Below are 14,146 nucleotides of genomic sequence, written 5' to 3'. Positions count from 1 at the left end.
TTGATCGCACTCGCAGCATGCTGAGCCATGCCGCCGAACCGTACCCGTGCCGAGGCAGCGCCGCCTCCACTTTGCACAACCGACGATGCCTTGGGAGAACAAGACGTGAAGGAACATCAGGAGGGCCGGCTGCGGACGCGGTGGCGGCGGGCAGCTCGAACCGCCGTTGCCGCGGCGACGGCCGTCGTGGGAATCACCGTGCTCTCCGTCGGCCTTACGGCGGGCGCGGCCGCGGCGGGCGGCAGCCCCGCCGACCGGGACACGTCGAGCGCCTCGGTCGCCGCCGCGGCGGTGTCCCAGGTCGCCACGGGTGATCTGCACACCTGTGTGATCCCCACCGACGGGACGCTCTGGTGCTGGGGCAACAACTTCAACGGCCAGCTCGGCGACGGGACCACCACGAGCCGGGCCACTCCGGTCCGGATCGGCGACGCCACCACCTGGGCGCAGGTCGACGGCGGCAAGAGCAGCACCTGCGCGGTGCGCACGGACGGGACGCTCTGGTGCTGGGGTGCCAACAACAACGGGCAGCTCGGCGACGGGACCACCACGAGCCGGACCACTCCGGTCCGGATCGGTGACGCCACCACCTGGGCCAGCGTCAGCACCAGCAACAATCACACCTGCGCGGTCCGGACCACCGGCACCCTGTGGTGCTGGGGCCTGAACACTCACGCCCAGCTCGGCGTCGGTATGACCCACCTGATGTCGCCCACCCCCCTCCAGGTCGGCACGGCGACCACCTGGGCCAGTGTTGCGACCGGGTACGGACACAGCTGCGCCGTCCGCACCGACGGAACCCTGTGGTGCTGGGGCAGCAGTTCCGACGGGCAGCTCGGTCTCGGCATCATGAGCTACAAGACGACACCGACCCAGGTGGGCACCGCGACCACGTGGTCCGCAGTGACGACCGGGTACGTCCACACCTGTGCGGTCCGCACCGACGGGACCCTGTGGTGCTGGGGCGAGAACGGGTACGGCCAGTTGGGCGGGGGCAGCGGTCACCAGACCGTGCCACTGCAGATCGGTACCGCCACCACCTGGGCGCGGGTCGAGGCGAGCATCGACTCGTCCTGCGCGGCCCGTACCGACGGCAGCCTGTGGTGCTGGGGCAGGAACACCTACGGGCAGGTCGGTGACGGCACCACCACCCACCGGGTGGCCCCGACCCAGGTCGGCACCGCAACGACCTGGACGGGAAGTTTGGCGGTGTCGCACCACGGCTGCGCCGTCCGCACCGACGGAACCCTGTGGTGCTGGGGCGACAACTTCCTCGGGCAACTCGGTGACGGCACCACCACCGGCCGGACGACCCCGGGACAGGTCCTCCTGCCGGCCTGACCGCATCGACAACGGAGTGGAACCACTGCCATCGGGCGTGGTTCCACTCCGTGCGTCATGCCGCCGGGGACCATCGCCGCTGCCGGCGGCGTGTCAGACAGCGATCACCAGCTTGCCGGCGGTGTGACCGGTCTCCACGGCAGCCAGCGCCTCCGCGCTCTGGTCGAAGCTGTACGTGCGGGTGATCCGCGGGTCGACGGTGCCGTTGAGCATCAGGGCGGCAACCGTCTCGAGTGACGCCCGGTCGAGGCGGCGGGGCAGGTACTCGCCGCCCAGTTCGCTGACGGCGACGTCGGCGGCCGACAACAGCTGCCGGGCATCCGTCACCAGCGCGGCGACCGACCGCAGCGAGTCGCCGCCGACGAGGTCGATCAGGCCGTCGACACCGGCCGGAGCGACATTGCGTACCTGTTCGACGACGTCACCGACGGTGTAGCTGGCGAAGGCGACGCCGAGAGCCTCGGCTTCGGCACGCTTGCTGTCGCTGCCGGTTCCGATGACCGTCAGGCCCCGCGATCGAGCAAGCTGCGCGGTGATCTGGCCCGTGCTGCCCCCGACGCCGTTGATCAGCAGTGTGGAACCCTCCGGCAGGTCGAGCCGGTCGAGCCCGTCGAGGGCGGTGGTGCCGGAGACCGGTATCGTCGCCGCCCACTCGTAGGGCAGGGCCTTCGGCTTACGAGCCGCGTTCGCCGCCGGCAGGACCGTCGTCTGGGCGTACGTGCCGGCGCCGCTGAGCGCGAACCCGAATACCGCGTCGCCCACCGTGATGTCGGTGACGCCGGTACCGACCGCGAGCACGTCGCCGGCGGCCTCCATCCCCATCACCTGCGGGAAGGGCAGGTGCCCGTTGAGCGCCCGGACGAGTCCGGACCGGAGCATGTGATCGATGCGGGCCACCCCGATGGCCCGAACCTGGATGAGGATCTCCCCATCGCCGGGCCGTGGATCGGGCCGATCGAAGTAGAACTGGACCTCCGGGCCACCGAAGGCGCGATACCCAAACGCGCGGCTCATTGTCGTACTCCCTCACTCGTTGTCGACCGGCGACGCTAATTGCTGACGCCGACGTCAGGGGCAAGGACGTGTAGCCCAGCTCACGCGTACGTGTGGGGCCGTGAACATGCAAATGGGGGCGTACTCAGGACGATCGGGCGGCTCGGCGTGGGCCCCGGTCGAGCGCGATGACGCTGGACGACCGCTGACCCGGATTCATCAGCCTCGGTCGTCACGCATCGTCTCGTTGACCTGGCAGTACGCCGAAGTTAGCGTTAACAACACCACTCTCGTCCACACCAGAGAGTCCACCACCAAGGAGGACCCATTGAGATCGAGGCAGCCAAGGTCACGTCCCAGGCTGAATCGCAAGGGTAGGACCATCGCGGTCCTTGCCCTGGGTGCGCTTCTCTCGACCTCGTTCGCGGCCACCCCGTCGTACGCGGCCGACGACCAGCTCAACGAGGGCCTGGTGCACCGCTTCGCTCTCGACGAGACAAGCGGAACGACGCTCGTCAACTCCGGTAGCGCCGGGGCGGCGGCGAACGCCACGCTCGTCAATCCGCAGAAGGCAACGTTGACCGGGAACGGAGTCAGGTTCAACCCCGACTCGTACGAGGGCGCCCTTGAGGGCGCGTACGTGAAGTTGCCGGACAACCTCACCGCCGGGATGTCGAACCTCACCGTCGACTACGACGTGTGGATCGACCCGGCGAACGTCGGCGAGCACCAGATGTGGAGCTTCGGCGCGAAGTCCGGGTCGTGTGACGCCGACACCGGCGCCCAGGGCGCCATCTTCGCGTCGAACACCCAGCGTTTCCGCATTGCGGTGGGTTCGGCGAACCTGCAGCAGAACCGGGTCCGGATGACCGAGGGGGCGTGGACGCACGTCACGTACACCCAGTCGCTGAACGCGAACGGCACCAGCTGGACCGGTCGGCTCTACCTCGACGGCGTGCTGCACGCGACGCAGACGAACCTGACCACGCCGCCGTCGGTGAACGCCGCAGGGACCACCTGCAACTTCCTCGCCCGCTCGCAGAACTCGGGCCACTACTCGTTCCGCGGCACGCTCCGGGACTTCCGCATCTACGACCGGGCCGTGAGCGCCGATGAGACGCTCGCGTTGGCGCAGCGGACCGTCTCCGACGGCGTCCGCGCCGATGCCGCCGCCATCGACCTCGGTCTGACCAGCGCGATCGTACGCGACATCGTGCTGCCCAAGGTGGGCTCCGCGGCGGGCTCGACCATCACCTGGACGAGTTCGGACCCGTCGGTCGTCGCGGTCTACACCCCGCCGGCGGTCAACAGCGCCCGCAAGGTGCCGGTGACCGGCCGGATCACCCGGCCCGCGCAGGGACAGCCCGACGCGACGGCCGTCCTCACCGCGACGGTCCGCAAGGGCGCTACCGAGGTCGCCACGCGGGACATCCCTGTCGTGGTGAAGGCCGAGTTCGACAACGCGCAGGCGGTCGACCGTGACACGCTCGACCTGACCCTGTACGCCACCGACGACGTACGCGGCAACATCAACCTCCCGGCGACCGGCGAGTTCGGGTCCACGATCACCTGGACGTCGACAACCGACCTCGTCTCCCCGACCGGCGAGGTGACCCGTCCGGCCTTCGGCCGTGCGGATGTCGAGGCCACCCTGACCGCGACCATCACCAAGGGGTCGGCGTCGAAGACCAAGTCGTTCCCGGTGACCATCACCGCCATGCCCCGCTCCGAGGAGTACGAGCGGTACTTCATGGGGTACTTCAAGGGTGAGGGGATCGCCGACGGTGAGCAGATCATGTTCGCCACCTCCAACGGCAACACCGCGCTGGACTGGACCGGTCTGACCGGTGGTCGGCCGTCGCTCATCTCCCAGCTGGGCGACCAGGGCCTTCGTGACCCGCACATCGTCCGCTCACCCGACGGCGACACGTTCTACATGATCGCCACCGATCTGAACTGGTACGACCAGGGCGGCTACGCCATCAACGACACCCAGTACATCGAGGTGTTCGAGTCGCACGACCTGGTCAACTGGACTCCGCAGCGGCACGTGAAGGTCGCCCCCGACGACGCGGGCAACGCCTTCGCCCCCGAGTCGCTGTGGGTCGACGAGATCGGCGCCTACGCCGTCTTCTGGGCGCAGTCGCTGTGGAACAACCCGGTGAACCGTACGGGTCAGGGCAACGCGCAGATGTGGTACGCCACGACGCGCGACTTCCAGACGTTCTCCGCCCCGCAGGTCTGGCAGGACCCGGCGCCGCTGTCGCGGATCGACACGACCGCCATCAAGGTCGGCGACCACTACTACCGGGTGACCAAGAACGAGGCCGGCAACCAGGGCTCGGACATCTTCTCGGAGAAGCACACCGACTTCCTGGACAGCAACATCAACAACTGGACGCTGCTGGCTCCGGCGCTGGGACGCACGACGTGGGTCGCCAACCAGGGCTACGAGGGGCCGGTCATCTTCAAGGCCAACCCTGGTGACACCGCCTGCCCCGGCCAGTTCTACCTCTGGGGTGACCGGTACACCAACGGTGGTGGCTACCAGGCCGCCTGCCACGAGGACATCGAGGCGCCGACCTGGAACGCCAAGCCGATCACGATGACCAACGCCGGTGTCGTCCGGCCGCGTCACGGCACGGTGATCCCGCTGACCCTGCGCGAGTGGAACGACATCCGCGGGATCCCGAACAGCGACGTCACGACCACCACCGAGGTGTCGGTCGAGCCGTACGCGAGCGGGGCCCAGACGACCACGGCCACCGCGACGGTCACCGCGGCCGACGGGTTCGAGACCGGCGGTCAGGTGCGGTTCAGTGTCGGCTCGTGGTCGGAGGTCGCCTACCTGACCGACGGCGCGGCCACGGTCACGCTGCCGACGGGGCTGCCTGCGGGTACCCGGTCGGTCAAGGCCGAGTACCTCGGCGTCGACTACCTGAAGGCGTCGGCGGGTACCGCGTCGGTCCAGGTGCCGCAGGGTTCGAAGGCTGTGAAGGTCCACGCGAAGGCCGCACCGGCGTCGGTGGTCCGGGGCGACACGTTCACGTTGAACGTGACGGTCGAGCCGAAGGGTGGGCCGAAGAAGGACGCGGCGACCCCGACCGGCGAGGTCACTGTCACCTTCGCCGGCAGCGTGCAGGTCGTGTCGCTTGTCGACGGCAAGGCCGTCGTCACGCTGCAGACCGCCGATCTGAAGCGCGGGAACTACCGGGTCCACGTCGCCTACTCCGGCAACCCGACCTACCAGGGCCACGCCGACACCTATCAGAACCTGACGGTGCGGTAGCCGGCACAGGTACGCCGAGGCGGTGCGGAAACCGCCACACGAAGGAGCGGGCGAGATCGGTTGATCTCGCCCGCTCCCGTTGCCTCGCCCCGGGTAACCGGACTACGGGGTGAGCATGCCCTTGGAGGCGACCAGGTGGTAGTTCTCCCCGAACACGCCTAGCTCGTGTACGCCGACCTTCACGTTCTCGGTCGTACCCAGGATCCTCAGTCGGACCGCGTTGGTCAGCACCCGGTCGAAGGTGACGTAGTCAGCCGTGTACGCGGTGGTGTTCGTACTCCGGTCGACAAGCGTCCGCCACGTGTTGGTGGGAATGTCCTTGTACTCCAGGGTGTACTGCACGGCGTTGTCCTTGGTGAACGTGCGCCCGAGTTCCTTCCACTGGATCTGGGCTGCGGAGATGTGGAACACCGTGCCGAAGCCCCTGATGTAGGTGGGCGTGCTGTCGTTGTCGGCCGGCTCCCACCAGGTCGACAGGGACCGGTCGCTGCCGTAGTACGGGCTACGTCCGGGCGCGTAGCTGCTCGACCAGTACGCCTGGCTGTTGGTGGCCACGTTGTAGAGCCCGACGTCGTCGCGGCCGGAGATCTTCCTGCCCGGAGCCAACTGCGGCGTGTTGGACAACTCGCACTCGATCGCACCCTTCTGCGGACCGTTGGGAATCACGGTGCAGACGTCCATCCCCAGGCGTCGCTCGAAGAACTCCTCGTAGGCGATGACGTAGGTGTAGAAGAACACCAGGTTGCCGGAGGCGTCGACCACGAAGCTGCCGTGCCCGGCGTTCGGATACACCGCGCTGGGGTGGTTGTCGCCGGCGCCGATCGGGTTGCGCTGCGTCTCCTTGAACCCGGACAGCGGCCGGTCCGACGTCATGACACCTGTCGCGTACGTGGTGAACTCCGTCCCGCCGGACGCGACCTGCAGGTAGTACGTGTCGCCCAGCTTGAACAGCTGCGAACCCTCCACGTACCCGTGCGTGTAGGTGGCCTTGTTGTCGCCGATGTGCTGCCACTCCTGGCGTGGGTCGAAGGTCCAGAGCACCACCGGGTCGCTGATGAGCTGGCGAGGGTTGTTCGGGTCCAGTTCGGCGCCCATGATCGGCGAGCCGATGTTGTACGTCAGGTACAGCCGGCCGTCCGTGTCGAGGAAGAACTGCACGTCGCCGACGCTCAGGACCTGGCCGTTGGGGCGCAGGAAGTTGCCCATGCTGGTCCACGGGCCGGTGGGGGAGTCCGCTCGGTAGACCGGGGTGTTGTTGCCGGCCATGTAGAAGGTGTCGCCGACCTGCACGACGGTGGGCGCCACCAGGCCCAGGTTCATCTCGTGCGGCGTCCAGGTGAGGTAGTCGGTGGTGGACCAGACGGTGCGGTTGTTGTTCGGCGCGTTCTGCATGGCGCCGGAGGCGTAGAGGTAGATGGTCCCGTCGACGTTCACCGCGGACCAGTCCGCCCCGGTGCGCGCCGAGTTCTCCGAGATCCTGGTGAAACCGACGCTGGACCGGCTGGAGAGGGTCCGTCCGGACGCCGCCGTCCACGTCGGCAGGTTCAAGCTGGCGGGAATCTGCGAGGTGTTGGCGACATTCGCGTCGGTGGGCGGCATCGTTCCGACGATGTTGCGTACCGCCATCCCCGGCAGGTTGATCGGGTTGACGTACGTCTGCGTCATGTCGACGCCGCTCAGCGGCACCTTGGCCAGCTGGGTCTTGGGTCCGACGCCCTGTGCCCCCGGCTTCTCGGGCTTTTCCGCCGCAGCCGGCGCCACCGGTGACAGTTGGCCTATCCCGACGCCTACCGCGAGAGCGAGGCCGATCGCCGCTATGCCTCGACGTCGCTTCCCGGCGGCCCTTTCGTCAGCCATGAGTTCCTAACCTTCCATTCGGCAGGGTTAGCGCTAACAGCGAGCGGAAGAGTCCGTTTTTCGGGTTGGCCGGCCTGTGGTGTGACTAGTCGGTGGTGAGGCGACCGTTAAAGGTAAAGGAGAGGGTTTCCGCAGGGCCGGTCCGTGAGTGCGCGACCATTAGTGTGCGGTCGCATCCGATGCTGTTTCCTCGGACAGACACGCAGTTAGCGCTAACACGATTACGGTCATGTTAACTATGCATTCTAGAGAATGTCAAGAGCGTCAATGTCATCTGAGCAGGCTTTGGCCTTTGTGGCGATTGCGGCGCGTCTGCCGGTGATGCCCGCCACGCCGACAGTCCCGCCGAGGCGCGAGCGACGGACGGTGAGACGGGCACCCGAACACGGGCGCGGGTCAGGGCCTCCACGGCGGAACCGTTCCGCGGAGACCCTGACCCCTACCGGCGACCCTGGACGCCTACCTCACAGGCGCGGGTCCTGCTGGACCTTCAGGGCGTTGAGAATCGGATCGCGCTCGCCCTTCTCGCGACGAAGCTCGATCGTCAGGTCGCCACCGGCGTGCACGATGGTCACCGCGTTCATCTCCGCCGTCAGCTCACCCACCCTCGCCTGCACGTCGTGGTCGTGCAGCACGGCCTTGCCGCCGACCAGGACGTCGAAGGCACGCTTACCGGGCTTGACCTTCTCGATCTCGGCGAAGCCGAGCCCGATCCGGTACGTCCCGGCGGGCGCGTTCGTGAACACGTAGCTGAACGTCTCACCGGTCCGCTGGGTGCGGAACAGCGCGTCGTCCTGCGTACCGGCGATGTCGGCCTTGGTGGTCCGTGCCTTGCCACCGACGTGGCCCCACGGCCGCGAGCCGAGGGCCTGGTCGGGCGACCAGACGAAACCGTCGGCATCCACGTGCCCCGCCCCGCCCACGTCGACACCCCGCCAGTAGGCCGAGGTCGCCAGGCGCACCGACCTGAGCTGGCTGTCGCCCTTGCCGGCATTCGACGCCACGAGCAGGCCACCGACGAGCACACCGGGTACGACGGCGGCGTTGTCGACCGTGGCCGTGACGGTGGTGGACTCGCCGACCGCGAGCGTGACCGTGCCGGTGGCGGCCGCACCCGTGAGGGTCAGCCACGGCAGGTCGGCGGCCTCGTGCCCACCGTCGTCGGTGCGCTTGCGCTCGCTGAGCCGCACCTCGAGCGGCGCGGAGCCGCTGTTGGTCACCGTCACCTCGGCGCTCGCCTTCTGGTCCGGGCCGAGCAGCCAGTCGAGGTCACCGGCGGCGACGGTGGCGACGCCCGAGGTCAACGCCGCGTCGACCACCTCCGCCTGATCCTTCCTGGCGATGGTCACCGGGCGGCTGGCCGCGACGTAGTTCGGCGCCCAGATCTGCACCGTGTTCTCGCCGACCAGCGCCTGGGCCTTCCACCGACCCTTCGCGTCGGTGGTGATGACCCGGTCACCGCCGGGCCCCGTGAGGGTGACGACCGCGCCCGCGATCGGCTTGTCGTCGTTCGCGTCGGTGACCGTGCCCTCGATCGTGCCCGCGGCCGGGAGGGTGTACTCCAAGCCCAGACCGGCTGTCAGGACCGGCTGGTTGAAGGAGTGCTGACTCGCGGCGTTGCGCGTCAGGCTCTCCACGCCGACCGTCGCCGACGACCCCCGGGTGAGGGGGTTGTCGCCGCCCACACCCGCGCCGTACCCGATCTGGATCCGCCCGTCGGCGACAAGCGTCACCGAGAAACTCACCCGGGCCGACCGGTCACTGTAGAAGGCGACATCGCGCCACTCGATGACCTGCGCCGCCAGCCCGTCCACCTCGGTGGTGCCGAGGTGGATGCCGGCCCGGTCGTCGACGATCAGGTCGTCCCAGAACGGATAGATCGCGTCGATCGGACTCGACGACGGCAATGCGCCGTTGGTGCCCCGCGTGTTGGTGCGGTCGAAGGTCAGCGCACCGTTCGTCGTCACGCACACGCCGTCCCAGGCCGTGTCGTAGAACGGGAACAGCCGGTCGGCGGCGAACCACAGCACACCGCAGGAATCATCGCCGTACCACCCCGACTCTTCGGTGCCCTGACGGTAGAGCCCCTCGGTCACCTTCACCGAGTACGAGCGACCCGCGGGGGACACCGGCACCGGACCCGGCTCCGGCTGTTCGGGCTCCGGCTGCGGCTCCGCCGCGTCCGCGCGGGGGTCGAGCGTGACCCGCAGCGCGGCGATCGTCGGGGCCCGCAGACCCTTCGAACCCCGCAACTCCACGGTCAGCGGCCCGCCCTCGTGGGCGACGACGGCGGTACGCCAGTCGGCCGTGTTCGGCCCCACCGCCGCCACCGCGTCGTACGCGTACTCGGTCAGCGCTCCGTTGACCAGGACGTCGAACACCCGCTTCCCCCTGGCCACCTTCTCGATCTCGGCGAATCCGAGGTCGATGGCGTAGGTGCCCCTGGGTGCGTCGGGGAAGCGGTAGAACAGGCCCGTGTGCGGCGTGGTGCGCTGCGACTGGAACAGGGCGTCGTCGGTGGTGCCGTCGATCGCGGACCGCGTGGAGGCAACCTTCGTCTTGCCCTCGTAGCCCCATGCCCCGTTGCGGGTGGCCTGGTCCGCCGACCAGGTGTAGCCGGCGCCGTCGGTGAACGACGAGCCGCCGGCGTTGATGCCGACCTGGTACGTCGTGGTCGTGAGCGTCACCGGCACGTACGTCTTCGGTTGGCGTCCGGTCTCGGAGCTCACCACGATGTTCGCGCCGAGGACGCCGGCCTTGGTGCCCTTCGCGGAGATCGAAACCTTGACGGTCGTCGACGCGCCCGGCGCGAGGGTGCCGCCGGTCGAGGAGAGCGACAGCCACGGCAGATCGGTGAGCAGATCGTCCTCGACGTCGACAAGCACGACGTCATCGGCGACCTGGTCCACCGCCCACAACGCCCCGGTCGCGTCGGTCGCGAGACCGGCGCCCTGACCCGCCTTCTGGCCCGGGAACCACCACGCGTTCACCATCGAGCAGTCGTCGGGGTCGACCTGCAGCAGCCGGGTGGGCCGGCCCGAGGTGAGGTCGGTGTACCAGATGGTGTCCGAGGCCTGGTTGTAGGCCAGACCCATCACCTCCGGCAGCGGCGGGGCGCAGAAGGACAGCAGCGCACCCGGGTTGTCGTGCGACGTCCCGGCGACGGTGCCGATCCGGCCGTTCGCCCGACCACCGACGTAGAACACGTCCCGGCCCGGGTTGTACGCGAGTCCGGTCAGCTGCAGCGTGGACCAGTCACCCTTGATCTCTCGGGTCTTCTTACCGGTCTCCCGGTCGAAGCAGTGGATGTAGCTGGCCGGGCTGTCCTCCATCTGGCACATGTCACCGGTCCTGGTGTCCAGCGCCATGTCGAACGCCCGGTACGCCGGGTTCCACGACGCGTCGAAGACCTTCCCGGTCGGCCTGCCCGTCACCGTGTAGGCGGTGTTGGTCCGCGCGGTGTAGTCGTGGACCCAGACGTCGCCGTCGTACCCGAGACCGGTGGGCACCTTGTCCTTGCCCGGAAGGGGGAACCGGGTGATGACCTCTCCGCCGGCGGTCTTGCCGACCTTGCCCGCCGCCTGCGCCGCTGTTCCGCCCGCCGCCGTGCCGGCGACGTCCGAGGGCGTCATGCCGCTCGCACCGGCCCGCCACGCGGCCAGGTCGATGGTGCTTGCCGCACCCGTGCCGGTGCGCCGGGTGGCGCCGGCGGCGTCGAGGGCGGGGTGACGCGCGGCCTCACCCAGGCGGTACGTCAGCGGCGCGGTGCCGGTGTTGGTGAGCGTCAGCGTGCCGACACCGTTCTGGTCGGCACCCAGCACCGCGTCGAGGCCGTCGGCCTTCAGACCGGCGACACCCGTGGCCAGACGCGCGTCGACCGTGGCACGCGCGTACAGCTTGTCGAGGGAGAAGGGGTACGCCGCAGTCGTGTAGTTCGGCGCGTCGACGGTCATGGTGTAGTTGCCGACCGGAAGCTGACGATGCACGGTGCCCAGTGCGTTTGTCGTCACGGCTTCCACGAGCCCGGACTCGTTGCTGAAGGAGACCGTCGCCCCGGCCACCGGCAGCCCGTCGTTGCGGTCGACGACTGTCGCGTCGAGATAACCGAAGTCAGGCATGTCGTAGGTGACGATCATTCCGTGGCGCAGCACCGCAGCGCGGTCGGAGAACCGGATGCCGTCGACGCCGGCCCAGCCCTGTATCCCGGTCACGGCGTGCACGCCGGCGGTCACCGGGTCGTCGGACCCGACGCCGTCGCCGTACCCGAAGATCACCGTGCCCGAGCGGGTGAGTGTCGCCGAGAAGCTGACCGGCTCGGTGAACTCCGAGCGGATCGGATAGGCCCAGATCCTGGCGTTGCGGTACTCGATGACGAAGGCGTCCTCGCCACCGACCGTGGTGGCTGCCGTGAAGACTCCTCCGCCGGGAGCGAACTCCATCGGGGACTGGACGTAGAAGGGGAAGATGCCCGCGCCGCCGGTGCCGGGCCCGGTGCTGGTGTCCGGGGAGATCACGCCGCGCAGGCCGACACCGAGGGTGTCGTGGCTGCTGTTGTAGAGCGCGACCGGGAACGGCAGCTTCACCGTCGTCCACACGCCACTGGTGAACGTGACCGGGTCGGTGCCGCGCAGATACTCACCGTCAGAGACGGCGCAGCGGTAGCCGCCCTCGTCGACGACGAGCCCGACGGGAATCGTCAGCGGCTGGTTCTGCGCGCCGACGGTCAGCGGCACCGTCGTGGGCGAGAAACAGGCGTTGGGCCTGACACTCAGCGCGTACCGGCCCTCGGGGACCCCGGTGATCGTGAACGCGCCGTCGGCATCGGTACGTACCGGCTTCAGCGGCGTGCCGTTGACGGAGACGTCAGCGTTCGGGACCGGCTTCGACGTGTCGTCGACGACCGTGCCGCTGATGTCGCGCCGGGCGGCGGCCGTGAGCGGCAGCTTGACCGAGGTGTCCTCGCCGAGCGAGATCGTGACGTTCGCGGTCGCGGTCAGATAGCCGAAAACCTTCGTGCTGAGCTGGTAGTCGCCGGCCGGCAGGTTGGTCGTGAACCGGCCGTCGGTGTCGGTGCCGATCGACCGGCTGAACGGTCCGCTGATCGTCACCTCGGCGGCGGGGACCGGCGCGCCGTCGGCGGTCACCACACCGGTGAGGGTGCCACCCAGCCGGGGCGCGAGTTCGAGCAGGCGTACGAGGTCGAGTCGGCCCTCCCCATACTTGTTGTTGACCTCGGCGGTGCCCCCGCACTCGGTGTCATCGACGTCGACCGCCGACTCGGCGAGCAGGCGGCGGGTCCGCTCGACCTGCCCGACGAGGGTCGGGTCGTAGCTCCACAGCGCCGCGACCGCGCCGGCCACATGGGGTGCCGCCATCGACGTGCCGGACGCCTCGACGTAGCTGTTGTTCGGGTACGACGAACGGACGTTGACGCCCGGCGCGGAGATCTCCGGCTTGATCCGGCCATTCTCTCCCTCGCCCTTGCGGGAGAACGACCCGAGCCGGCCGTCCGAGTCGTAGGCGCCCACCGAGTAGGCGCTCTCGGCGGCGCCGGGAGAGGAGACGGTGTCGCAGGCCGCGTACGGCGAGGTGTTGCCAGATGCCCAGACGCTGAAGATGCCGGCGGCGCTCCACGCCTCGTCGATGGCCCGGAAGAAATCGTCGAAGTCGCCCTCGACGGTCTGTCCCCACGAGTTGTTGATGACGTGGGGGCGCTTGGCCGGATCGGGGTTGTTCCCCTGGACGTCGGTCGGGGCGAGCAGCCACCAGCCGGAGCGCAGCAGCGATTCGACGCCGTTGCTGGCGCAGCAGCCGTCGGTCGCGATCCACCGGGCATCCGGCGCGACACCGATGCGCTGGGCGCCGTCGTCGCCGACCATGGTGCCCATGGTGTGCGTGCCGTGCCCGTCGTCGTCGCACGGTACGCCCGTACACGGGCCCCGGGTGGCCATCCAGTTGTAGTTGTGGTCGACGGTGCCGTCGGGCCCGGTGCCACGGTAACTGTGCAGCAGAGCGGGGTGGTCGAACTGCACACCCGAGTCGATGTTCGACACGGTGATGCCCGCACCGGTGGCGCCCATCGCCCAGGCTTCGGGGGCGTGAATGGCATCCAGCCCCCACGAGCCGGTCACCGGCTCGGCGGCGGACTTCGGGGCGGCGGCGGACTTCGGGGCGGCGGGGCGGGCAGCCTGGTCGGCCGGGACCTTTTCCTCCACCGGATCGACAAGCGCGACCTGCGGCGTCGCGTGGACCTCGGCGACCTGCGCCCTCGCCGCCACGTCGAGGGCGAGCTTCTCGGTGCCTCCCTTGACGAGCACGGTGTTCGCGATCGGGTAGGAGGTGTATGTCACGCCCGCCCGGTCGAGTTCGCCGGACACGGATGCCAGCGACGTCTTCGCCGCGGTGGTCAGCGCGTCGTGGACGAACTGCCCACGAGCGGCCCAGTCGGTGATCTTCTTCGCCGGACCGAGGTCGGCGCTGGTGTCGAACGTGATCCAGAAGTCGGACGCCGGCTCCGTGCGGAAGCGGTCCTTCAGATTCGAGGCGATCTTGGCGGCGGCGCCGGGATCCGGCTCCGCGGCGGACGCCGGTACGGGCGTGATCATGCTCAGGCCGACCGCTGCGGCCAGCGAAGCGGCGAGGGCGGGAAGTCTCATGCGGGATCCT

General features: G+C 69.0%; 5 protein-coding genes. 2 read left to right on the top strand and 3 right to left on the bottom strand.

The genetic code is table 11. The features are described from left to right. The first annotated feature begins 105 nt into the window (after window positions 1-105). Window positions 106-1,341: an RCC1 domain-containing protein gene (locus Vgi01_RS19730; RefSeq protein WP_102657529.1), complete on the top strand. Its 1,236-nt coding sequence runs from the start codon at window positions 106-108 to the stop codon at window positions 1,339-1,341. Between the two features lie 93 nt (window positions 1,342-1,434). On the opposite strand, the gene Vgi01_RS19725 is transcribed toward Vgi01_RS19730, so the two are convergent. Further along, the gene (locus Vgi01_RS19725; RefSeq protein ID WP_204291978.1) at window positions 1,435-2,355 is read right to left on the bottom strand and encodes an NADP-dependent oxidoreductase; all 921 of its coding nucleotides are present in this window, start codon (window positions 2,353-2,355) and stop codon (window positions 1,435-1,437) included. 451 nt (window positions 2,356-2,806) lie between these two features. Between Vgi01_RS19725 and Vgi01_RS19720 the strand changes: the two genes are divergently transcribed. After that, on the top strand, window positions 2,807-5,623 hold the full coding sequence (locus Vgi01_RS19720; RefSeq protein ID WP_204291977.1) for an immunoglobulin-like domain-containing protein: 2,817 nt from the start codon (window positions 2,807-2,809) through the stop codon (window positions 5,621-5,623). A 102-nt stretch (window positions 5,624-5,725) separates the two neighbouring features. On the opposite strand, the gene Vgi01_RS19715 is transcribed toward Vgi01_RS19720, so the two are convergent. Together Vgi01_RS19715 and Vgi01_RS19710 are read right to left on the bottom strand one after the other, a co-directional pair. Continuing rightward, window positions 5,726-7,480: a family 43 glycosylhydrolase gene (locus Vgi01_RS19715; RefSeq protein ID WP_102657532.1), complete on the bottom strand. Its 1,755-nt coding sequence runs from the start codon at window positions 7,478-7,480 to the stop codon at window positions 5,726-5,728. Between the two features lie 464 nt (window positions 7,481-7,944). After that, entirely contained in the window at window positions 7,945-14,136 is a 6,192-nt protein-coding gene (locus Vgi01_RS19710; RefSeq protein WP_204291976.1) for a S8 family serine peptidase, read from the bottom strand. Between the last annotated feature and the right edge of the window lie 10 nt (window positions 14,137-14,146).

Origin of the sequence: Micromonospora gifhornensis (genome assembly GCF_016863515.1) — a bacterium.
Lineage (GTDB): Bacteria > Actinomycetota > Actinomycetes > Mycobacteriales > Micromonosporaceae > Micromonospora > Micromonospora gifhornensis.
This window is presented reverse-complemented; position numbering and strand designations above follow the sequence as displayed.

Coding starts and splice junctions, on each gene's coding strand:
- Vgi01_RS19725 (WP_204291978.1), bottom strand. CDS start 2,355: ATGAGCCGCGCGTTTGGGTATCGCGCCTTCGGTGGCCCGGAGGTCCAG.
- Vgi01_RS19715 (WP_102657532.1), bottom strand. CDS start 7,480: ATGGCTGACGAAAGGGCCGCCGGGAAGCGACGTCGAGGCATAGCGGCG.
- Vgi01_RS19710 (WP_204291976.1), bottom strand. CDS start 14,136: ATGAGACTTCCCGCCCTCGCCGCTTCGCTGGCCGCAGCGGTCGGCCTG.